Raw genomic sequence first — 21,952 nt, 5'->3', positions numbered from 1 at the left:
TCGTGTTAATACGTTAATTACTGGATCTTAAATTGCCGCCGATAGCGCCTTAACAACCAGAATAACCAGGGCCAGACTAACATACCTGTTAATACCGGCCATAAATAAGCGGGTAAAAAATAGACGCCCGTTAAAAAGTGACTAAGCCAGAACAGTAGCAAGTGGTACAACGCCAGGAACAAACCCATCAGTAAGGCTTGCTGGATCACCGAAAAGTTCCGAATCTTTAAATGGTTTACTGCAACAATAAAAGCAACGACTGAAAATGCCAGGGCGTTTACCCCCAGCACGGTGCCAATCAACACGTCTGTTAAAAAACCCAGCACAAAAGCGGTAAGAATATTGACCCGGCCTGGCAAGGCCATGGTCCAGTAAAGCACGACCAGCAATGCCCAGTCAGGCCTGAACAATTTTACCTGCTGAGGCATTGGCATTACGGTAAGCAACAGGGCGACCAGCAGCGACAGATAGATAAAGCCTAAACCACCGTTTCTGCGCATTACTTTGGCTCCTCAGCATTCAGCACATCGTCCAGCCGGGTGCCTGGCCACAGCAATAACACGTGGCGAATTCTGTCGAGTTGGGCGTAGGGTTTGGCATATACGGTCATAAAAGGCTGGCTTTCATCCTGCTGTACCCGGCTGACTTCGGCCACCGGATAACCTTCCGGAAACAATCCGTCCAGGCCGGAGGTAAGTAAGCGATCGCCAACCCGGATGTCGGCACTTTGCGGCAAGTGAATTACCCGCAGTAAATCCCATTGGCCAAGCCCTTCGGCCACGGTGCGAATGCCGGTGCGTTCGGCCCGCACTGACAGAGCATGAGTGTTATCAGAAATAAGTAAAGCCCGGCTACTGGTAGGCCCGACACTGACAATCTGCCCCACTACACCGCTTTCATCAATTAAAGGCTGATGCTCAGTAACACCGTCATTTTTGCCTTTATTTAATACCACCTGATGACTAAACGGATGGCTATACACAGCCAGTACTTCAGCCACCAGCCGCTGGCCATTGGTTAGCGGCGCCGAGCCCAGCAGTGCCCGTAACTTACTGTTTTCCTGCTGTAAGTAGCCAAGCAGTTGCAGCTGGCCGTTCTGGCGTAGCAGGGTTTCTTTTAAGCGGGCATTTTCATCCAGCAGGCGCTGGTGCGACATAAACTGCTCGGTTGCACCGGACAGTAAGGTTTCCGGTAAACTGGCGACATAAAACAACGGGCTGACAGCCGAAGTGAGAAAACTACGAAGCTGGGTAGAACGCTCGGTGTAGCGATCTACCACCATTAAACCGACACTGCAAAGTACCGCCAGCAACAGACGTAATCCTAACAACGGGCCGCGGCTGAAAATAGCGTTCATAACATAACCAGTTTTGTAAGAGCACGACTCCTTGCACTCAGCGTGCTATTACTCATAGCTGAATACATCACCACCATGCATATCAATCATTTCTAACGCTTTACCGCCGCCACGGGCAACACAGGTTAACGGATCGTCGGCTACAACAACCGGAATGCCGGTTTCTTCCATCAGCAGCCGGTCAAGGTCCCGCAGCAAGGCGCCACCACCGGTTAATACCATACCGCGCTCAGAAATATCCGAAGCCAGTTCAGGTGGGGCCTGTTCCAGCGCAACCATTACCGCACTAACAATACCAGCAAGCGGTTCTTGCAGTGCTTCCAGAATTTCATTGCTGGTCATGGTAAAGCTGCGCGGCACCCCTTCAGCCAGGTTTCGACCGCGCACTTCAATCTCCAGCACATCATCGCTCGGGTAAGCTGAGCCAATCTCTGTCTTAATCCGCTCCGCTGTTGCTTCGCCAATCAGAATACCGTAATTGCGACGAATGTAGTTGACGATAGCATCATCAAATTTGTCACCACCAATCCGCACCGATGAAGAATACACCACTCCATTTAGCGATATAATCGCCACTTCCGTGGTACCACCACCTATATCAACCACCATAGAGCCGGTTGCTTCAGATACTGGTAAACCAGCGCCAATGGCAGCGGCCATTGGTTCGTCAATCAGATACACCTCGCGGGCACCAGCGCCCTGGGCTGACTCGCGGATTGCCCGGCGCTCTACCTGGGTAGAACCACAGGGCACACAAACCAGCACCCGCGGGCTTGGCCGCAGAAAACTGTTACTGTGTGCCTGACGGATAAAGTGCTGCAGCATTTTTTCGGTGACATAAAAATCGGCGATAACACCGTCTTTCATTGGCCGGATAGCTTTAATATTGCCCGGGGTACGGCCCAGCATCCGTTTTGCTGCATGACCAACCGCGGCAACGCTTTTCGGGCCACCGGCGCGCTCCTGCCGAATGGCCACTACTGATGGCTCATTCAGCACTATGCCCTGATCCTTGACATAAATCAGAGTATTAGCTGTACCTAAATCGATAGATAAATCGTTTGAAAAGAGGCCACGCAATTTATTAAACATGTAGACGCCAGATCCTATTAACAAGTACTCCGTAGCAGCAGCACCATTGGCGGGCTGGCTGCACTGAACTTACCGGAGTTAAAATCAGTTACTCAGGCTATTCTAAGTAAGTCTATGCCAAGAAAATAGCCTTTTGTGACATTTTTCAGAAATTAATCAGCCAGCTTGCGCTATCTGGCGCCGAAGCCAGTACTTACTCAGTCCGGTTGGTTCACATTATGGTGAAAAACGCTCGCGCCAGTATATTTGCCGCGGGTTGCCGCGATAGCGACCAAAGATAAACTCAGCCAGTGGTGAATCGGTATAGTTACCATCATCATTCCAGTCATACTGCAGCCAGACCGGTACCTGATAGGTAGCGCCAACGGTACCCGGCTCATCCGGTGCCAGCAACAGCAAACCTGCTGGTGGCATGTTACCGCCGTTAAGTGTCGCCACACTTGCCACTGCGCTGGTCAGACTGTTGCTCAGACTCAGATTGGCCGCGCTGACTACACTGCAGCTATCCGCAGTGTTGCGGCTAAAGCCATTACCCTGCCAATATTGAGCCGTTAAATTAACCGGCATGTCGTCATATTCAGGGCCATAGCCGTTTGCCATTTGCATGCGGCCATAACGGATGTCTGTCTGCATCAGTGTGGCGGCATTGCAACTATTATCGCCGGCACAAGCCACATTACTGACATTGGTATCCGGATTCGCCACCAGGCTGTTATCAGGGTCGATAACTTTTAGTGCCAGTGTTAACGCGGTAAAAGGCCCGTCCGGCGCACCATCTGCCTGACGGCCAAAACGCAGTTCGCTTGTGCTGAACAGTTGCACACCCTCTGCCCAGTTACCAAAGCCGCTACTGGTGATACGACTGCTCAGATTGACACCGTTATCGGCGTTTTCTGCCTGCAGTAACAAGGTACTTTTGGCAAAATCACCATAGTAATTTCGGGTTCGCTGGCCCAGCATATTTCGCGCGGTCAGGGTAAAGCTAAGATTAAAGGGCTGCTGCATATAACTGAAACTGCCGCAGGCGGCACTGCTGCTTGTTTCACTAAGTGCAAAGTCGGCCGGTACAAAGCGGCCACTGGGCTCGCCGGTGGCGGCCGGAACCGGATCAGACATTGTTAAATAATTAACCAGCCCGGTATTAAACCGGAACACTCCCACCTCAGATACGCTTTGCTGGACAGTTGTCTGGCTATTAACAGCACGTTGATGCGAATAACTCAGCAAGCCAGTGCTGCCTGGTACGCCAGCAGGTGCCACCAGACTGTGGCTAAGGCTGACATTGTTATGCTGAAAATTCGGGGTTACCGGGTTGCTACAGATATTGCTACTTCCGCCCTGCCAGGCGTGGGCACTGATCGTTAGCGAAAAGGGCTCAGCAGCGCGTTTAAATACCGGGCAACTGGCATCTGCGGCAGAACAATGGCCGTCATTGCGGATGCACAAACCAGCCGGACGCCGGACAAAGGGATCGGCCCCATTCATTACCAGACCAGCGTCTTCATTGGCAGCACTGCCGGTATAGCGGGCATTAAGCTGCACCTGGCCGGCATCGGCATAATTAACACTTATCAGTGCTTCACCGTTGCTGTCAAAATTCAGTAATAACGGGGTAGCGCTGCCTTCTGCCAGCGCAACGTTACTGCCATTAACCTGCAACGGTAAGGATGCTGGCCGGGCAGTTGGTCCCGGGTCAATATAGCTGCTCCAGAACCGGATATTACGGCTGACATTGGAAAATTGCGGCGCACACTGCTGGGTTACGTCACTTTGTCTCACTGCTGATACTTTAATATTGGTTGCAGGCTGATTAGCAACGCCATCAGGAATGTTAAATACCAGGCCGGCGCTGGCAAAATTGATATTACAGGCCGCAGTTGTCAGCGGGCCGGCGCCGGCCCGGCATAACGTCTGGCTTAGTGGCCGGGTGGCTGGCACTGAGCCGCTGACACCAATCAGGGTACTACCGGCAACATTCCGGCGTAAATCTACGGTAGTGGTGCCACCACTGAAATTAAGGATATTGCCGCCAACCCAGGCACCGTTAGTGACAGAAGCCGGGCTTAACGTGGCCCGCACCGGCGTGGTCACCAACTGGTTACAACTGGCATTGGCACAGGCGCGCACTGTTAACCTTTCCGGCTTGCAGGTAAGCGCCTGGCCGCTGTAGTCAAATTCAAAGTGGTCAATCTGCTGGCCAACCGGCGATGAGCGCAGGGCGCAGATACTGATATTGTCCAGCTCATGAATGTTGGTTGAGCCGCCGGTTGAACCGGTCAGCGATAAAAAGAAATTCTCTGGTGTGGCAGCTTGTCCCGGCTGGCTGCGGGCATCAAAAGGCGCAATCAGCGTAATGTAGCCGGTACCATGGTCGCGCTCTACTGATACCATGGTAGTGCCGGGCGCTCTGGAATCTATGGTAAAGCGGTACCGATGCGGGCTGGCCGCATTGCCATCCACCCGCGGGGTAAGGCAGCCACCCGCCGGGTTTGTAGCGCCATCATTGCAGGTACCCTTAAGATAGCGGTAACCTGTGGTTCCTTCACCAGAGCCCCTTACCACCACGCTTTGCTGGCGCCGCCCCTTACTGGCAGCACCGCCCTCATTGGAGAAGTTGCCAAATTCATCCAGACCAAAACCCAGCCAGCCGCCGGCAAAACCCGGAATACCGGGCTTATAACCGTAGCCAAGCGGACCACCAAAACTGCCGGGTTGCGGTGTTACTGTGGCGTCAGATAATACTACGGCCAAACCATCGGCGCCGCTGCCGCCATAAGCCCAGTAGTCGAATTCAATAACAACCAGATTATCTGCAGCCGGATATAGCCGCTGATAGGTTGCCGATGTTGCCTGATTAGTTACGGCCTGGGTCATCCGCAGCCGGCCGTTGACTATCTGCGGGGTAAAACTACCGTTACTGCGGGCCGTTACCCAGGTGTCACTTAGCGCAGCAGCTGAAAAATCGTCAGCCAGGCATGACAGACAACTGTCAGCTCTGCTGCTACCGTCGTAATTAAATCCGTCCCGTTGCGAGGTATAAATCCGGCTGATTTCACTACCGGTTAACTTATTGCGGTAGATCAACACTTCGTCCATCCGGCCGGTAAACGGATCGGCAAAACTGTTAGCAGCCTGCCACCACACACCAAGCGCCAGCCGGCTGATGTCCATGTTGCCACTCTGGGCTGTTGTACATCCAACCAAAGCTGCATTCAGATAAAGGCATACCTCGTCACCACTGCGGCTAAATACCACATGCTGCCAGCTGTTAAGCGCTATCGTAGGTGGGCTGGCTGTGAAGCTGTGGTAAGACCCCTTAATACCAGTACGGATGGTATTTTCCGGGGTAAGATAAAGTTCAAATTCGTTGTTAATAGTGGTATTTGACCCTGAAATAATCTCCCGGAAACCGGTTGATGCTTCCGGATAAATCCATACCGAAACAGAAAAGTTTTCCAACCCGTTCAGCAAAGCGGCAGGCAGCTCGGCCCGGCTGTTGGTATTACCGTTAAAGCGCACGGCCTGATTAACTAAACCAGTCGCCCGGGCCAGATTTAAGCCTGATGCAGGATAAGTACCTGTCAGATCTGACAATATACTACTGCTTTCATCAAAACATTGGTCCAGCGGGTAATGAGCCCGCAATACTGCAGGTGGCAGTACTGAATCACATACTACGCCGCCAATCAGTGATGGAATTGCTTCGGGTTGGAAATTGACCAGCCCGGCATTCGACACTGAACCTTTGGCGGTTACCGCGCCATTAATAATGGTATCTGCACCAATGGTTACCGCACCACCCGCAAGAATAAAACCATTTATCTGAACGTTATCTCTTATCACAAGACTACCGGTAACAATCAATATAAAGTTTTCGGCCGGATTACTGCTGTTGAATCTGGAGCCCGACTCGATTGTCAGACTGCCATCTATAAAAAGTCTTGCCGTTGGATTAGCTGAATTGGCGACCCGGGCTGGTCCACTCGAAAAAGTGCCAGAATAATAATAATCTATCGGTTCCAGTTCTTCAGGAAAGGCGGGATTGAGTGCCGCTGGCAAATTAATCGTTGCCGGTGTGGCGCTGTTAACTCTTACCGCTTCGGTCCAGATGTCCTCACAATTAATTGCCAGTGCCTGACTGCTTAGCAGAAGTAAAATACTGGTCAGAACCCACTTCATTGCCGCACCTCCAGTTCAATACTGCGACTGGTAATAAATTCATTCGCATTGCAGCTGGCGGTGCTTTGCAGCAGGTACAACTGATTAAGCTGCTCGCTGGCAATGGCCTGCGCTGTACATTGCACCTGCGCCTGACAGCCGGTCAGGCCGGCGGTACTGAAATTAAAAGTCCAGCTGCTGCAGTTACTGGCGCCACTGCGCGGAAACAGTTCAGTTAAGGCCAGCTCCATACCGCTTTGGGCAGCAAACAAAGCGCGACTGCCCTGCACTTCGTACACGACACTGTCACTGCTGCTTAGCAAAATACGCGACAATGCTAAAACTATAGCCAGCATTACCACAATAATAAACACTGCAACCACTAATGCGCTGCCTTGCTGATAACGTTTACACACTGCCGGCTTAAGGGACATTAGGAATATGCACCTCATAGTTAAAAAACATATCACTGGCCGGGCTCTGACCGAACTGCAGCAGCATATTGACCACACTATTGCGCGTTAATACCGCATCATTTATGGCAAAGCGGACCTGCTGCACATCGCTGGCCATTAACACTGCAGCGCCGGCAGGCGGCAATTGCTGAGCAGCATTGTAGCTGTAATTGCTGTACCGGCGAATACTGCCATCAACGCCGTTAAAGCAGTAACTTACCGGGCTGGCTGCCAGCAGATAAAACCGCCTTTCAGGAGAGTCTAACGGAAAGCTGTGGCTGCTGCTAAGCTGCACTGTTCGGGTGGCGTTGTTGCCATCGCCATCGTCTGTTTCGCTGCCGCTTAGCAAGATGGTACTGCCTGTTGCCCCATAAATATCGGCCAGTTCTCGTGGGTAAATGGTAAACGGCAGGTTCAGATAGCTGCCCTGCCAGTTAAGCATGGCCAGCTGCAACTCACTGTCAGCGGCTGGGGCAACCGGCGCTTTTAAATATACGCCACTGGCGACAATAGGCGCAAACTCAATACAGCGCAGTAAGGCAGCGTCACTGCTGCGGATGCTATTGGGGGCGGCATTTCGCAATTCACGCTGCAAACGCTCGGCCACAAAGCGGCTTTGGTTAAGTACCTGCTCGCGCTCCGTGGCGTCGCTATACATGGTTGCCCCCAGGCCAATGTAGCTGCTAACCCCAAGCGCCAGCACCGACAACAGTACGATAACAAGCGTCAGCTCTATCAGGGTAAAACCGCGCTGCTGGTGTAATTGAGGATATGGCATTACCAGTTCCCCTTATACGCGCTGAACTGTATCTCACTGCCGGTTGGCGTGCGCACAGTTACGGTAATGACCTTAACCTGATCAGCAGCCAGGCTGATGCCGCCTATTTCTCCGGCCGCGGCATAGCTTACACTAACCCGCAGCTGGTAATTGCGATAAACGTCAGCCAGATCTTCCGCCAGAATATTGGTTAATACCGAACCATCAACGGTAAAGTTATTAAAATCATCGACATCGTTAAAGCGTAGCCGGTTATCAGCAGCGCTTTCACCGGCATCGGCCGGCCAGCTGCCATCACCATTTTGTACAGTGCAGGCCGGCGCACCGCTCTCGCCACAGCGCAGCATGCTGCCACTGCGCGGGCTTTGCTGGTCAAAAGAGCGCGCCATAATATCATTAAGCATACTCTGACCGAGCTCTGTCGCCCGCACCTGATGCCAGGGATCAGTACTTTTAATATATAACGGCCCCAGCACGGCAGTCACTAAACTAAGGGCTATTGCCAGCACCACAATGCCGACAATCAGCTCAATCAGACTTACCCCCCGTTGCCGGCGGATTAACACAGCTGAGGCTAACATCGGTGAATATACCCTTCGTACTCTATACAAATAGCCAGATTAACACTGCCCTGGACATTAACCCGGCAGGCACTATTGCAACGACGTAAGCCGGCTCCATTTATTGGCTGCCCCAGATTGTTGAAAAAAAGGTCGTTATTAAAGGCACCAGGCACCAGCCGGATGCTGCTGCGGTCCCGTTCGCTGATACATAATTGAGTAGCGGTATTGTCGCAGGCATTAACCCCGGCTGGGTTAATACTGAAACTGCCCACCCGAAAACCAACCGGAGGACAGTTGGTGCATTGCATGGCCTGCATTTGCTGGCGCTGAATAAGGCTGAAAGCCTGGTCGCGGTACAGGTATTCGTTAGTACCACTGCCATCAAAAAAGCGTGGTAGCAGGGATACTGCTAACACGCCTATTATTACCAGCACTACAATAAGCTCTACTAAGGTAAAGCCGCGGTAGTGCTGGGTTCTGTTCATTACAACTGTTCTGCTATTAGCAGCCGTTGCCGTACACTGTAATTACAGGTTTTACTGCTGGACCTGTTGATGCTACGTAAACCGCATGGCATGCTGTTGCTTCAGTAGTCCCAAGGGTAGAGTTTGCTGCCGAGATAACAACACTACTGGTACCCACGGCGCCAAAACCTGGAGCATCATCACCTGTACTAACAACTACATCCCACTCGTCAGCAGCCAGTTCTGCAGCTGCTCTGATTGCAATAGGAGTCGCTGCTGGGTAACCATAGACAATATTAATTGCAGGATCGGTCAGCGACTCAGTAGGTTCATTATGTTTGCCAGCGATAATTGCCTTACCATAAACTAACGAGCCTGCAGACTCTAACGCGCCTTTCACACCAGTTAACGTTGAACGACGGGCATCGCCACCAAAATCTAAAAACTTAGGTGCCGCGGTAACGGCCAGAATACCCAGAATCACGATGACGATAATTAGTTCAATTAATGTAAAACCTGCTTGACTACGTTTCATTAAATGATTCCTCAACTAGTTTTTATTAGTAAAAGTAATTACACGGCCGGTTGCTGGTGTATAGCTAAAGCCATTACGACCAGTAAAGTCGGTAGGTGCGGTTGTTAGTCCTGCTGTCTGGTAATATTCACACTCATGATTAGCAGGCGTCGTGTTAACCCGGACAAATAAACGGGCATCCTGAATATCCGTTACTGTTGTTGAAGCCGTTGCGCGTGGCGGGCTTTGCAGAATGCTATCTAACACAGTTAAGCATTGTGGTGCTGTCATCGCAGTCGCTGTGCCGCCGCCAGCGGGATAACCGTTTGTATCGACCAGTACAGTAACACCGTCATAATTTACACTGCCGGCCGGACGACCTGACACTTCCCATTGAGCCCGGGTTAATCCAACTCCTGAAGCAAAGCCGCCGGCTACCGCTTCAATCGACACATTTTCAGCCTCTTCTGTCACATCAATAAAGCGTGGTAAAGCTACTGCAGCCAGCAGGCCAAGAATAATAATTACTATCACTAGTTCGATTAACGTAAAGCCATTTTGTTTTTTCATATTGGTTGCTCCCAGGCACTTGTTAAATTGAGTATATCGTTATTTATTGTTATCAGCTTATTTTGTGTCAATTACTGGCCACCTTTATAGGCATTTAGCATATCCCACATTGGGGTGAAAATCCCTAATGCCAGCAACAATACCATTGCGGCAACAATGACAATTAATATTGGTTCTATTTTCGCCGTTAAGCTTTTTAAGTCAAACGCCACTTCGCGTTCATAAAAACCCGCCACTTCGGTCAGCATTTCATCCATCTGGCCGGTTTCTTCACCTACTGAGACCATCTGTAACACCAGATCAGTAAACATGCCGCTTTGCTGTGCCACCCGCAGCAGGCTCTCGCCCCGTTCAATGCTGCGGCGCATTTCCCGGATCTTATCTCCAAGATAGTCGTTATCGACCGCTTCGGCAACCAGGCTAAGTGCAGTAGTGATTGGCACCCCGGCTTTTAGCATCATCGAGAAGCTGCGGGCAAAGCGCCCCAGCGTGGCCCGGTTTATAATGCTGCCGATAATTGGCACTTTAAGCTTCCAGCGGCCCCAGCGCAACCGGCCGGCAGGGGTTTGTAAATAAAAACTGAGCGCGATAACCGCTGCCAGGGTTAATACCAGTAATAATGGCCAGAAATTAATAAAAAATGCTGAGCTGGCCAGCAGTAGCTGAGTTGACCAGGGCAGTTCGGCGTTAAAGCGGGCAAACATATTGGCAAATTGCGGAATAACAAAAATATTCAGCACCACCATGGCGATAACCAGAGCAATTAATACAAATATCGGATAGCGGGTAGCCTGCTTAATTTGCTTGCGGGTTTCCAGTTCCTGTTCAAAGTAAAAGGTTAACTGTAAAAAGGCTTCATCCAACCGGCCGGTGTTTTCACCCACATGCACCAGACTGACGATTAAGCGGCTAAATACCTTAGGATGGTTAGCCATGGCCACTGATAAACTACGGCCATTTTCAAGCTCCGTAGCCAGGTCGTTCATCACCTGGCGTAACCGCTGCGAGCTGGTGCTTTCCGCCAGGCTTTTTATTGCCCGGATGATCGGGATACCGGCCTTCATTAATGAGTACATCTGGCGCGAGAAGATAATCAGCTCGGTTAAACTGACTTTAGCCTGCCACAGTTCAAAGCTGACCGTGCTGGCTGGCGCTGCAACAGCCTCGATACTGAGCGGAATATAACGCCGTTGTTTCAGAATGTCAGCAGCAGCAGCCTGACTGCCGGCTTCGAGCTGGCCGCTGACAGCATTGCCGCTGGCATCACGTGCTTTGTACTGAAAGCTGGCCATAGTTTAGGTTTCCTCTGCCGCGTCAGACGCATTTACCGCCGGCTCAACAGGCAGTGGTTCGGTCTCCATATATTCAGATACCCTGATCACTTCTTCCAGGGTTGTTACCCCTTGCTGGGCATAATCAAGCGCCATATTGCCCAGGCTGACAAAGTCTGCACTGTGGTAGGCCAGATTACTGAAACCTTCAATATCTGAGCGGCGCAGTGCGTCAGCCAGCGGTTTATTAATAACCAGTAGTTCAAATACACCCAGCCGGCCTTTGTAGCCGGTATGATGACAAGACTGACAACCGGCACCGTGCCAGTAGCTGGCGTTAGTGTTTGCCTTATGATGGCGCAGCCAGGTTTGCTCGAGTTCGTCAGGCTGATGCGGTTTTTTACAGTAGTCACATAGCCGGCGTACCAGGCGCTGGGCAATAATAGCCCGTAGCGCACTGGCGACGAGGTAAGGTGCGGCGCCCATGTCAATTAAGCGCAGGGTACTGGATACCGCATCATTGGTGTGCAGGGTTGATAGCACCAGGTGGCCGGTTAATGCGCCGCGCAGGCCCATTTCGGCAGTTTCCTGATCGCGCATTTCCCCCACCATTATAATGTCGGGGTCCTGCCGTAAGGTGGTGCGCAGCACATTACTGAACGTCAGGCCAATTTTATGGTTAACCTGTACCTGATTAATCCGCGGTAGCCGGTACTCTACCGGATCTTCTACCGTGATTATTTTACTGGCAGCCTGATTCAGTTCACTTAACAAACCATACAGAGTAGTGGTTTTACCTGAGCCGGTGGGGCCGGTTACCAGAATCATGCCATGCGGGCTTTGCACAATGCGGCGCAGCCTTGCCAGCATGGGGCCGGGAATGCCGGTGTCTTCCATTTTCAGCACGCCGGCAGATTGATCGAGCAAACGCATTACCACAGACTCGCCGTATTGCACCGGCATGGTCGACATCCGGATATCAATTTTATGCTGTTTAACGTTAATCTGAAACCGGCCGTCCTGCGGCAGCCGTTTTTCCGAGATATCCAGGCTGGCCATCAGTTTTAAACGCAGCACCAATGCCGCAGCAATACTGACCTCATTCAGGGTGCTTTCCTGCAAGATACCATCTACCCGCTGCCTGATCCGCAGTACTTTTTCATCAGGCTCGATATGAATATCCGAAGCCTTGACCTGCACCGCATCTTCAAAAATAGAGCGTAGCAATTTGGCGATTGTGTTGTCTGTTTCTTCCCGGCTTTCTTCTGCCAGTAACGCATCTTCGGTATCGCCGCTGTGTTCCTGTTTTAACTGAGTAGCAAAGGTTTCAATATCTTTGGTGCGCCGGTATAAAGAGTCGAAAGCGTCCAGTAACTGACTTTCCCGCACCACGGCAATTTTAATTTCACGCGGCGCCAGTAAAGGAGCAATTTGATCCAGCACAGCCAAATCAGCCGGATCGTTCATGCCCAGTAATACAGAATCACCCATGTCCTCGATAACCAGCGCCCGGAAGCGGCGGGCATGCACTTCAGCCAGTAATTGCGCCGCTTTCGGGTCGATTTTACGCTGAGCAATATCCAGAAATGGTACCTGCAACTGCTGCGCCAGGAACTGCAGTAACTGTTGCTCTGACAAAAACTGCATTTCTATCAGGGTGGCGCCTAATTTACGGCCACTGCTTTTCTGCCGTGCCAGCGCCTGCTCCAGCTGAGCCTCGGTGATAATGTGTTCGTGCACCAGCAAATCGCCCAGGCGCATTTTAAGCTTTGGTTTTTGCATACTAGGGTTCTGTTGCCTTTAGCCGTTGTTGGATAAAATTGTGACTGCTTGCCGACAGTGCCTGCCGGTACTGCCAGGCATGCTTATAATACCGATGTGCCTGCAGCGGCTGCCCAAGCTGCTCACTGGCCAGCGCTGCACCCAGGCTCCAGCGTCCCTGATCAGGTTGCAGCTGCTGCAGACGCTGATACCAGCCAAGTGCGGCCTCGTATTGCTGCAATTGCTGCAATACGGTAGCTTTAAAACCAAAATATTCCGGCTCAGCCGCCAGTTCAAACTGATCAGATAAAAATTCCAGTGCCTGTTGCCACTGGCCCTGACGCACAGCAAGCTGCGCCAGCTGCATATTAATCTCGGCACTGACAACGCCATTCTGGCGGGCCTTCAATAATACCTGGCTGGCACTGACAACTTGCTGCTGTTTCAGCCATAGCCTGGCCAGATTAAGATAACCGGCTGCTTCAGCCGGTTGCCGGGCAACCAGTTGCTGCCAGATAACAATGGCAGCACTGGTGTCGCCCGCCGCTTCGCTGGCATTGGCCCGCAATTGCATATTGTGCTGCTGTGCCGCGACGCTTAGTGGCTGCTTATCGACGGTAACCTTTGGCTTGGCGCTGGCAGTTAACGCCGGCTGCTGCTCTGTAACCAACACCTGCGGTGGTGCTGTCAATTGAGTCTGCGACGTGTCAGGCTGGTTCGGTAGCTCAGGCATGCTTTGTGCTGCTGGTTCGCTGGCGATAACTGCCGCCACGTCAACGACAGCATTCTCTGCCAAAGCAAACTCTTCCTGATGAGTTGTCGCAGAATGCTCCCCGGCAGATGCCGCCGAAAGTGCGGCCACAATAGTAGCCGGCCCGGCCTCAGCTTTGTTTTGCTGGTCGCTCTGCCCGCCAGCAAGCTCAGCAGGTTCAGCTGTAACGACTGCCGGCTGGTCTGCACCAATGACCGGTTGCGCCTGCAATTGCGGACGCTGGCTGAACCACAGGCCGCCAAGTAAAACTAACAGCACTGGCAGCGTCAGCAAGAGCAACCTTGTTTTACTGCCTGAGGCCGGCTGCGGCACCTTTTGCCTGCCACTTACTGTCGAAAGCGATGGCTGGCGTTGCTCCAGATCCTGAAGCATTTTATTAATAACACTCATCGCCATACCCAGGCAGCGCAGGCAGCACTAAACAAGGCGGCGCTGGTTAATAACCACAAATAGCGCGGCGCAGCACGACGGGTATCATCGGTATCCTGTGCGGCAAACCGAATATGCCGGCCGGTTACCCTGCTTTTACCTTCACCATACGCCAGCATCAGCCCTTTATGGGCAAGCAAATTAACCAGCCTCGGTATGCCCCGGCTATACCGGTTTATTGCCAGTAACGCAAAACGATTAAACAGCGCCGGCGTGGCCCCTGCTGTCTGTAGTCTGTGCCTGAGATAATAACGAATTTGCGCTGCTGACATAACCGGTAGTTTGTAAGCAAAGGAGATACGTTGCCGTAACTGACGGAATTGCTGACTGGCCAGACGGTCATCTAATTCTGGTTGGCCAAATAATACCACCTGCAATAATTTACGGCGCTCTGTTTCTAAATTGGTTAGTAACCGCAGTGATTCCAGGGTATCGTCAGGCAACGCCTGTGCTTCATCTATCACCAAAATAATTTGTTTGCCGCTTTGCGCCAACAGGATCAGTTGCCGCTGCAATAATTGCAACAACTGGCTGGCATCAATGTTTGCTGAATATTTCAGGCCCAGCTCTGCGGCCAGTGCCCAGCGTAATTCGGTTGGAGTAACGCTGGGATCCGGCAGATAGGCTAACTGCCAGTCGGCTGGCGCCTGCTTCAGCAGTAACCGGCACAATAACGTTTTGCCGGTGCCCACTTCGCCGGTTACTTTAATAAAGCCCTCGCCGGCACTTAATGCCGTATTCAATACCGCCAGGGCCGCTTCATGTTGGGGCAGGCCAACATAGAAGCGGGTATCAGGGGTTAGTGAAAACGGCGCTGCGGCCAGATTAAAGTGGGCGGCATACATACGCTTATTGCTCTGGATACCAGTCAGTGATTAATTTTTCTGACTGCTGCAGTTGCTGCTGCCAAACCCCGTTGCCAACTACCGTTGGTTTTAAAAGGATAACCAGCTCTTTTTTGCGCTCGGTTTTATTTTTACTGGTAAACAGCTGGCCCAGCAAGGGTATTGCTCCCAGTACTGGTGTGCGTGACTCACTGTCACTGGTAACGGTTTGCATCAAGCCACCAATAACCACAATTTCACCACTCTGCGCTTTAATTATGGTATCAGATTCACGGATATTACTTTGCGCCAGCGGCAGGACTATTTGCTCATCACTGAACCGGATTGTTTTGCTTTGCTCTGATGTTTCAGTAACTGAAGGATGCACATGTAAAATGACGCTGCCGTTCTGATCGATCTGCGGCGTAACGTCCAGCGCAATACCAGAGAAAAATGGCTGCAATGAAATATTAGGAGAAGTGGTTGTGGCACCAGTACCGGCAATGGTGGTGTTGCTGGTTATGTCAGTAACGAAATACTCATCCTGGCCAACTTTAATTACGGCTTTTTGATTATTCATTGCCGTAACGCGCGGACTGGACAGCACCTGAGCATTTCCCTGAGTCTCAAGCAAATTAATGACGCCGTTAAAATCAGCATTGCTAAAAGAAATAGCGCTGACGCCACCTAAGTTACTACTAATTGTATTATTTGGAATCACGCCTGAGGTAGTAAAGTTAAAACTGGTAGAGCCAATAGTGGCCAGCGCATTCTGCCAGTTAATGCCCTGCTGATATTCATCACTTAAGGTCACTTCAATAATTTTTGCTTCCAGCACTACCTGCCGCTGCAGCTGCTGCTCTGACTGTCCCAGAAATGCTTTAACCGCGGCAATTTCATCCGGCATACCTCGAACGGTTACCAGGCCCGCCTGAGGGCTTACTACAACCATGCGCTGATCACCACCGCCCAGTACCCCTTCTACCGCTTCTTTTAAATCATCCCAGAAATCTGTGCGGCTTTCACTTTGGATGGTGCTGCCATTGAATTGCTGCTGATTATTCTGAAACTGGCCATTGTTATTGCCAAATGGGCTATTTTGCAGATTGTTGTTTGCCAGCCCCTGATTACCACGGTTATTATTGTTCTGGTTGGAATTATCCTGCGATACCCCCCCCGAATTAACCGAAATTGAAGAAAACCCATTTCGCTGCAGCATTAAATAATTAACCGTAATTGTTTCAGTGCGTAAACCGGCTGGATAAACCTGATACACCATGCCCTGTCGCCGGATATCAAAACCATATAAAGACTGCACTATTGCCAGCGTTTCAGCCAGGGTAACCTGCTTCAGTTGCAGGCTGATGGTACCGCTGATTCTAGGATGCACCACCAGGCTGTAAGGTGTATCGTGGACAATTGAATGGAAAAAATCGGCTAGAGCTACATCAGTTGCTGCCACATTAAAGCGGGGCTCAGTACTGGCAATGGCTGCCGGCGGTCTGGTTAGCAGGTCCTGGGTTACTGCAGCCGGTACACTTAGTGCAGGCTTTGCAGTTTGTTCAGCGGGTTGCAAAGCTTTTTTGGCGGCCGATGCGCCGGCGTTTGGCTCCAGTGCCTGGCAAGCCGTTAACAACAAAAGACTACCAACAAGACCTATATTAAAGCGGATATTATTTATCATAATTTTTTATCGTTTTATTATGTAACTGCAAAATTCGTTGTTCATCACCCCGGCTCAGCACAACAGCGTTAGTGCTGATATCGGTCAGGGTGTAGCCCTGGTACTGGTCTCCGGGCTTCAGAAAATGACCATTAATCGTGGCTGTTCTACCCTGGCTACCATTATGGATCAGCTGTAAACTCATGGTACTGGCGGTACTGGCTGCCATATCGTTACTACTAACAACATCAATATAGCCGGGTGCCGGCCGGGTAGGATCAGCCTGGCTTGCAAATGCCAGTAGCAGCAAAGCGTTAAAGCTGAATAAAGTTTTCATTCTCGCTCACTGTAATAAATTCAAGGCTAATATCAGCCAGCGGATAATCGGTAACCTGGTAATCAAGCTGCTGCCATTGTACCAACCAGGGTAATTGTTCCAGCTCACCTAACAACTGCTGCACATGCTGGTAAGTACCCCTTACCACCAGAGTGGTTTTGTGCTGATACAACAGCGGAGCTTCATCAGCCAGTTGGCCGGTAAGCACTACTGGCACTGCAGCAGAGGTTGACAGTGACCGCAATTGCAGCTGCTGACTCTTAGCCAGAATTTCCCGCAGCAATGCCAGCATTTGTTCGGCACCGATAAATAAACTGCTTTGATTCCGTCGCTGTGTCGACAGTTCAGTTTGCTGCTGGCCAAGACTGGCAATTTCATCCCGCAAAGGTTGTTCAATATCAACTGCCAGTTGTAACTGTAATAATTCAAGTTGCTGCTGTATCTGCTGTTGTTGCAGCCGCAGTTTTTGTTGTTGGCCGGTTAATTGTTGTTGCTGCTGCCAGGCTGGCTCAAGCAGGTACATCAGGAGCAACCAGAAAACCAATATGACTGAGCCGAAAAAAATTAGCCGTTTTTCACGGAGCTGTAAAGCCTGATATCGCTGATTCAGCTGCTGCCAGTTCGCCATCCTCAATCTCCCTGCTCAGCAATAAGATGGAATTTTACAGCCTGCTGCTCAGGCTGTTGCGTTAAGCGCAGCTCGTTAAAGCGTTGGCCTTTAAAATAGCCGAAATCGCGCAGACTTTCCAACCAGCCCGGCACCGAAGCCGGGGCCAGGGTCAGGCCCTGCAGTTCACTGCTACCTGGCCGTAACGTAAAGTGAGTTAACCAGACACTGGCAATATCGGCATCTGTCAATTGTTGCAGTACCACACTGAAAGCATAGTCGGAACGTACCTGTTGGGCCGCCAGATAGTTTTGTAAGGCAATTTGCTGCTCAACCCGCCGTTTGAGCTTGTCCCGCTCGGCCACTAAAAGTAGTGAGGGCTGGCGCTGTAACAGTGCCTGCTGGAATAGCTCAAGTTGCTGCTGTTGTTGCTGCAGTTGCTGTTCTGCCTGACTATTAATTTGCATTTGCTGGCGCTGCTGCCATTGTAAGCCAGCCCAGGCCAGCAAACTGATGGTTACTACCAGCCCAAGCAACGCCGACAGTGATGAGAGGGCAAAGGTTTCCTGCAGCGGTTTTAAACCTGCCTGATATAAATTTATCCGCTGCTTCATGCTAACGGCTCTCCGATGGCACTGCCCGCTGCTGCGATAGCAGGCCAGAATTCATTAACATCCAAAGCGGTAGCCCATTGCAGTTCAGATCTAAGCTGCAATGCCTGTACCTGACTAAAACCTGCCTGGTGAAATAACGGCACTAAATCCGTCCGGTCTGAGCCACTGCATAATAAATGGATACTGCGTACTGGCGGCAATTTAAGCTGACTTTCGATGTAATCCATAGAGCGTTGAATTTCGAGTAATAAATTATCAAAAACGCCTTGTTGCAATTCTGCCTCAGAATACTGATGCAACTTACTGAACCCACGCACCCGTCTGGAAAACTGTAGCTGCCCCTGGCGGATAACCTGAAGTAACACTTCCTGATTGGGCTGATGCATAAGTACCAGAGCTGCGTGGTCAGCATACTCAAGTAACTCATGAACAAGCCACTCTTCAATCAGGATCTGTTGCAAGTTGAGTTTATCCCTGTGTACCAGGGCTACCAGCTCTTGTAACTGACTTTTAACGCAAACGACAACGTTAATTTTATCGGCCTGACCGGGCGCTGCCGGTAAATCTATGTAATCTAAAACCAGCTCTTCCAACGCGATTTCTGTCAAATCTTTAATCTGCCAGGGTAAAGCGGTTAATAACTCCTGCTCAGCAATAGCCGGCTTTTCCAATTGAATGATCTGATACATTGACGGCGGGAGTATCAACGTCAATACCATAGACTTACTAACTTTCGCCAGCATATTCTCCAAAGCTAACTGCCAGTTGCCCTGGTTTACCGGCTGCACCAGAACTGTTGCCGGCTTGCCTGCAGCCTGCTGCATTAGCAACTGAACTTCATGGTCACGAATATGCAGCACGGCAATGCCAGTTGCACTATTGTGGTTAAACCTGATTTGTTGCAAAACTCTGGCTAACATCTTAATGCTATTCAACCCTGATATCGGTTTATAATACTGGCACTTTCAACGACAAAGTTGCCATCCCGCGTTATGTTATTGCCAACCCGTGACATTGCAGGTTTCTCTGCCAATTGGTACAGGATTGCTGAACCCTTGCTATCGGACGCCAGAGTTGAACTTTGGCTGTATTGCCCGAAGACTGCTGAGCCGATGATATCTGGCAACAAATGGATGAAATTACAATATCATATAAAGATGATTCAGCAACAGCAATATCAGGGCTTCGTTACATTCGGTGGCGCTTTCTCCAATCATCTGGCGGCCAGCGCTGCTGCTGCAGAACAGTTTGGAATTGCCGCTACTGCCTATGTACGGGCCGATTCCTTAGATCAGCAAAATCCTACCTTGCAGTACTGTATGGCGAGGGGAATGAAACTGATAGCAACTGATCGGCCGACATACCGGCAACGACAACAACCAGACTATCTGCAGTTACTCGCCAAGCGCCATCCGGATTGTCTGATTATCCCGGAAGGAGGCAGCTCATCAGCTGGAGTCCGCGGTGTTGCCAGTTTAGATCTTAGTGCAACGCCTGCAGGACCGGCTAACGTTGTTGCTTGCGCGACAGCCAGTGGTGGTACGCTTGCCGGCTTAATTACGGCGGGTGCTCAGCATCACAAGCCAGAGACCATACCATTAACGCTGGGACTTGCTGTTGTTAACGATTCGTCGTTATCTGAGCGGGTGAGCTCTTTATTAGCAGGCTCTGCTGAAAAAAGTGCCAACTGGCGGATCGTTGCTACCGCGCCGGATGTACGCTATGCCCGGTGTCCGGCTGAACATGTCGACTTTTGTTGTCAGTTTGCGCTTAAGCACAACATTGCTCTGGAACCGGTTTATACCGGCAGAGCGCTTTATAAGCTATATCAGATGATTGCTGCGGGCGATTTTACGGCGGGTAGCAGATTAAGCTTCTTTCATACCGGTGGTTTACAAGGTCTTGCCGGCTTATATTACCGGCAATTAATTAATCAGCAACAGTACCAGTTATTATCTGCGGCAGCGGTTGGCTGAAATAAAAGCCCTGCCCACCAGCCACACCCAGTTTTTGCAGTGCCTGCCATTCTGTTGCCAGTTCAACACCGGTGCCAATGACTCTGATACCCCTTTCTGAAAAATGTGAAATCAAGCCTCTTACAAACAACTGTTGCTCTAAATGCTGGTCGATGTTTCGTACGACCGATGGGTGCAGCTTCGCTGACTCTATCGCAAGGTCATCTGCATAAGGCGGGATATCTATAGTAAGACCAACCTGATCAACAACCAGTGAGAAGCCGGAATTAATCATTCTATCCAGCACCGGCTTTAATTTGTCGTAGTAGCGGATAAGATGATGCTCGGTTAGCTCCAGTGCCAGCTGTGACGGGTCAAGCTGACCAGACGTTACTAATTGCTCCAGCCATTGCTGCCAATCTTTACTTAACAGCGAATGGACGTTGATATTAACACTACACCTGATTGCACTGCGGCTTTCCAGTGCTCCGAGTCTGGCAGAGCGTAACAACACGTGCTGATCAATTTGTAATGTTAAACCGCAACTATGGGCCATGGGTAAAAATATTGCCGCCGGAATATTTTCACCGTCAGTACTTTGTAGCCTTACCAACACTTCTTGTTGCAGTAACTCCTGATCCTGCCAGGAAAAAACCGGCTGAAAGCTCAGACTGAAACGATTCTGTGCCAGGGCCTTGGTTAATTCAGAGCGCCACCACACCGAACCTTTCGCCGCAGGCTTTTTCTGTGCCTCGAAACCGAAAGCACTATTGTGACCATAAAGCTGGGCGGTACGCAGTGCCATATCAGCTTCTGACAACAATTGATAAGTTGTCTGGTTTCGCTGATAGGCAACATAACCAATATGCACAAAGTCGGCGCTTAAATAGTTGGCAAAACAGTTTGCCCGGCCCATTGCAACCACAAGTGTATCGGCCAGATTAGCCATTTCCTTTTCAGATATGCCGGATATTAACAACACCAGGTCGTTTTCAGACAATCGGGCCAGGATCCGGTCCTGATAAGGTTCACAATAACTGTTGATAACCTCTACACAGGCTTTAAGGCATGCCAGCTTTTTCAGCTGACTGACACCATGCCCGGGGTGAGAAACCTCAATGATAAAAAGGGCGCCGGCCCCCTCTTCGGAGGCGTCACTTAAAAAGTGTTGCAGTTTGCTTTCAAAAAAAATCCGGTTACCAATAGCCAGTTCATGATCAATCAGACCCTGCACTCTTACCAGATGACGAACTTCGTGATCGCGCCGGATATAGCTTAATAGTCGATCATTAATCTTTTCTAAACGGATATCTGGCATTAAATCAACGCGCTGTGTTAATTCCAGCCGCTCTTCCAATCTTTTTATCGCATGGTCAACCTGCAACACTGTAGTAGCCAAAGAGCGGCGGTGGTATTGCACACCTAAAAAAAGTCCAGCCAGAAATATTACAGACATGACGTTTATCAGCACTGCCAATTGCCAATTAGCTAAGATATTTGTGAAGGGAATAACGACAACAAAGAATATAAAATTTGCAAACAGCAGACATGAAGCCAGGATAATTAACCAGCTGGAGTAGGTTTTCTGTTTAAACAACTGGGCAAGTGACACACGCAACTCCTTTTGACTGTCGATACAGTGTTAACGTTATCGGCTGCTTTGTCTAGAAAATAACCGGTATTTATAACGTAAGTGACAGGCGCTTCAACGCAAAAAGCCCACTCGACTGAGTGGGCTCTTTGGCTTTATTGGGAGCCTGGCGGTGTA

General features: G+C 50.5%; 21 protein-coding genes. 1 reads left to right on the top strand and 20 read right to left on the bottom strand.

The window, feature by feature from the left end; genetic code table 11:
- Positions 1–17: 17 nt before the first annotated feature.
- From mreD to KQY15_RS15240, 19 genes are all read right to left on the bottom strand, one after another.
- The gene (gene mreD / locus KQY15_RS15330; protein ID WP_217670719.1) at positions 18–500 is read right to left on the bottom strand and encodes a rod shape-determining protein MreD; all 483 of its coding nucleotides are present in this window, start codon (positions 498–500) and stop codon (positions 18–20) included.
- Positions 500–1,357: a rod shape-determining protein MreC gene (gene mreC, locus KQY15_RS15325; RefSeq protein WP_217670717.1), complete on the bottom strand. Its 858-nt coding sequence runs from the start codon at positions 1,355–1,357 to the stop codon at positions 500–502. The genes mreD and mreC overlap by 1 nt, the downstream gene beginning before the upstream one ends.
- A gap of 48 nt (positions 1,358–1,405) precedes the next feature.
- A complete protein-coding gene (locus KQY15_RS15320; RefSeq protein ID WP_019677307.1) occupies positions 1,406–2,449 on the bottom strand; it encodes a rod shape-determining protein in 1,044 nt (347 codons plus the stop codon).
- Between the two features lie 216 nt (positions 2,450–2,665).
- Positions 2,666–6,628, bottom strand: coding sequence for a DUF6701 domain-containing protein (locus KQY15_RS15315; RefSeq protein WP_217670715.1), 3,963 nt, complete (start codon positions 6,626–6,628; stop codon positions 2,666–2,668).
- Entirely contained in the window at positions 6,625–7,041 is a 417-nt protein-coding gene (locus KQY15_RS15310) for a pilus assembly PilX N-terminal domain-containing protein (protein ID WP_217670713.1), read from the bottom strand. The genes KQY15_RS15315 and KQY15_RS15310 overlap by 4 nt, the downstream gene beginning before the upstream one ends.
- Positions 7,031–7,840 carry a PilW family protein gene (locus KQY15_RS15305; RefSeq protein ID WP_217670711.1) on the bottom strand — a complete coding sequence of 270 codons (810 nt, stop codon included), beginning with the start codon at positions 7,838–7,840 and terminating at the stop codon, positions 7,031–7,033. The genes KQY15_RS15310 and KQY15_RS15305 overlap by 11 nt, the downstream gene beginning before the upstream one ends.
- Entirely contained in the window at positions 7,840–8,421 is a 582-nt protein-coding gene (locus KQY15_RS15300; RefSeq protein ID WP_217670709.1) for a type IV pilus modification PilV family protein, read from the bottom strand. The genes KQY15_RS15305 and KQY15_RS15300 overlap by 1 nt, the downstream gene beginning before the upstream one ends.
- A complete protein-coding gene (locus tag KQY15_RS15295) occupies positions 8,415–8,888 on the bottom strand; it encodes a type II secretion system protein (protein WP_217670707.1) in 474 nt (157 codons plus the stop codon). The genes KQY15_RS15300 and KQY15_RS15295 overlap by 7 nt, the downstream gene beginning before the upstream one ends.
- A 16-nt stretch (positions 8,889–8,904) precedes the next feature.
- Positions 8,905–9,402 (bottom strand): prepilin-type N-terminal cleavage/methylation domain-containing protein, encoded by a 498-nt coding sequence (locus KQY15_RS19195; protein ID WP_217670705.1) that lies wholly within the window; start codon positions 9,400–9,402, stop codon positions 8,905–8,907.
- Between the two features lie 15 nt (positions 9,403–9,417).
- The gene (locus KQY15_RS19265) at positions 9,418–9,951 is read right to left on the bottom strand and encodes a prepilin-type N-terminal cleavage/methylation domain-containing protein (protein WP_217670703.1); all 534 of its coding nucleotides are present in this window, start codon (positions 9,949–9,951) and stop codon (positions 9,418–9,420) included.
- 71 nt (positions 9,952–10,022) lie between these two features.
- Positions 10,023–11,243 (bottom strand): type II secretion system F family protein, encoded by a 1,221-nt coding sequence (locus KQY15_RS15280; RefSeq protein ID WP_217670701.1) that lies wholly within the window; start codon positions 11,241–11,243, stop codon positions 10,023–10,025.
- A gap of 3 nt (positions 11,244–11,246) precedes the next feature.
- Positions 11,247–13,004: a GspE/PulE family protein gene (locus tag KQY15_RS15275; RefSeq protein WP_217670699.1), complete on the bottom strand. Its 1,758-nt coding sequence runs from the start codon at positions 13,002–13,004 to the stop codon at positions 11,247–11,249.
- A 1-nt stretch (position 13,005) separates the two neighbouring features.
- Complete coding sequence (locus tag KQY15_RS15270) at positions 13,006–14,145, bottom strand: tetratricopeptide repeat protein (protein WP_217670697.1); 1,140 nt, start codon at positions 14,143–14,145, stop codon at positions 13,006–13,008.
- Entirely contained in the window at positions 14,142–15,029 is an 888-nt protein-coding gene (locus tag KQY15_RS15265; RefSeq protein WP_217670695.1) for an ExeA family protein, read from the bottom strand. The genes KQY15_RS15270 and KQY15_RS15265 overlap by 4 nt, the downstream gene beginning before the upstream one ends.
- 4 nt (positions 15,030–15,033) lie before the next feature.
- Entirely contained in the window at positions 15,034–16,692 is a 1,659-nt protein-coding gene (gene mshL / locus KQY15_RS15260) for a pilus (MSHA type) biogenesis protein MshL (protein ID WP_217670693.1), read from the bottom strand.
- Entirely contained in the window at positions 16,682–17,008 is a 327-nt protein-coding gene (locus tag KQY15_RS15255) for a hypothetical protein (protein WP_217670691.1), read from the bottom strand. The genes mshL and KQY15_RS15255 overlap by 11 nt, the downstream gene beginning before the upstream one ends.
- Positions 16,986–17,636: a hypothetical protein gene (locus KQY15_RS15250; RefSeq protein ID WP_217670689.1), complete on the bottom strand. Its 651-nt coding sequence runs from the start codon at positions 17,634–17,636 to the stop codon at positions 16,986–16,988. Before KQY15_RS15250 ends, KQY15_RS15255 begins: the two co-directional genes overlap by 23 nt.
- 2 nt (positions 17,637–17,638) lie before the next feature.
- Positions 17,639–18,229, bottom strand: coding sequence for a PilN domain-containing protein (locus KQY15_RS15245; protein ID WP_217670687.1), 591 nt, complete (start codon positions 18,227–18,229; stop codon positions 17,639–17,641).
- Positions 18,226–19,149 (bottom strand): hypothetical protein, encoded by a 924-nt coding sequence (locus KQY15_RS15240; protein ID WP_217670685.1) that lies wholly within the window; start codon positions 19,147–19,149, stop codon positions 18,226–18,228. Before KQY15_RS15240 ends, KQY15_RS15245 begins: the two co-directional genes overlap by 4 nt.
- A gap of 72 nt (positions 19,150–19,221) precedes the next feature.
- On the opposite strand from KQY15_RS15240, the gene KQY15_RS15235 reads away from it, so the two are divergent.
- Positions 19,222–20,205 carry a 1-aminocyclopropane-1-carboxylate deaminase/D-cysteine desulfhydrase gene (locus KQY15_RS15235; RefSeq protein WP_308160253.1) on the top strand — a complete coding sequence of 328 codons (984 nt, stop codon included), beginning with the start codon at positions 19,222–19,224 and terminating at the stop codon, positions 20,203–20,205.
- On the opposite strand, the gene KQY15_RS15230 is transcribed toward KQY15_RS15235, so the two are convergent.
- Positions 20,159–21,640, bottom strand: a complete 1,482-nt coding sequence (locus tag KQY15_RS15230) for an EAL domain-containing protein (protein ID WP_254795757.1) — start codon at positions 21,638–21,640, stop codon at positions 20,159–20,161. The genes KQY15_RS15235 and KQY15_RS15230 overlap by 47 nt on opposite strands.
- Between the last annotated feature and the right edge of the window lie 312 nt (positions 21,641–21,952).

The sequence above is a fragment of the Arsukibacterium indicum genome (assembly GCF_019100565.1).
GTDB classification, from domain to species: domain Bacteria; phylum Pseudomonadota; class Gammaproteobacteria; order Enterobacterales; family Alteromonadaceae; genus Alishewanella; species Alishewanella indicum.
The sequence above is the reverse complement of the archived record's forward strand: the minus strand, read 5'-3'. Positions and strand labels throughout refer to the sequence as shown.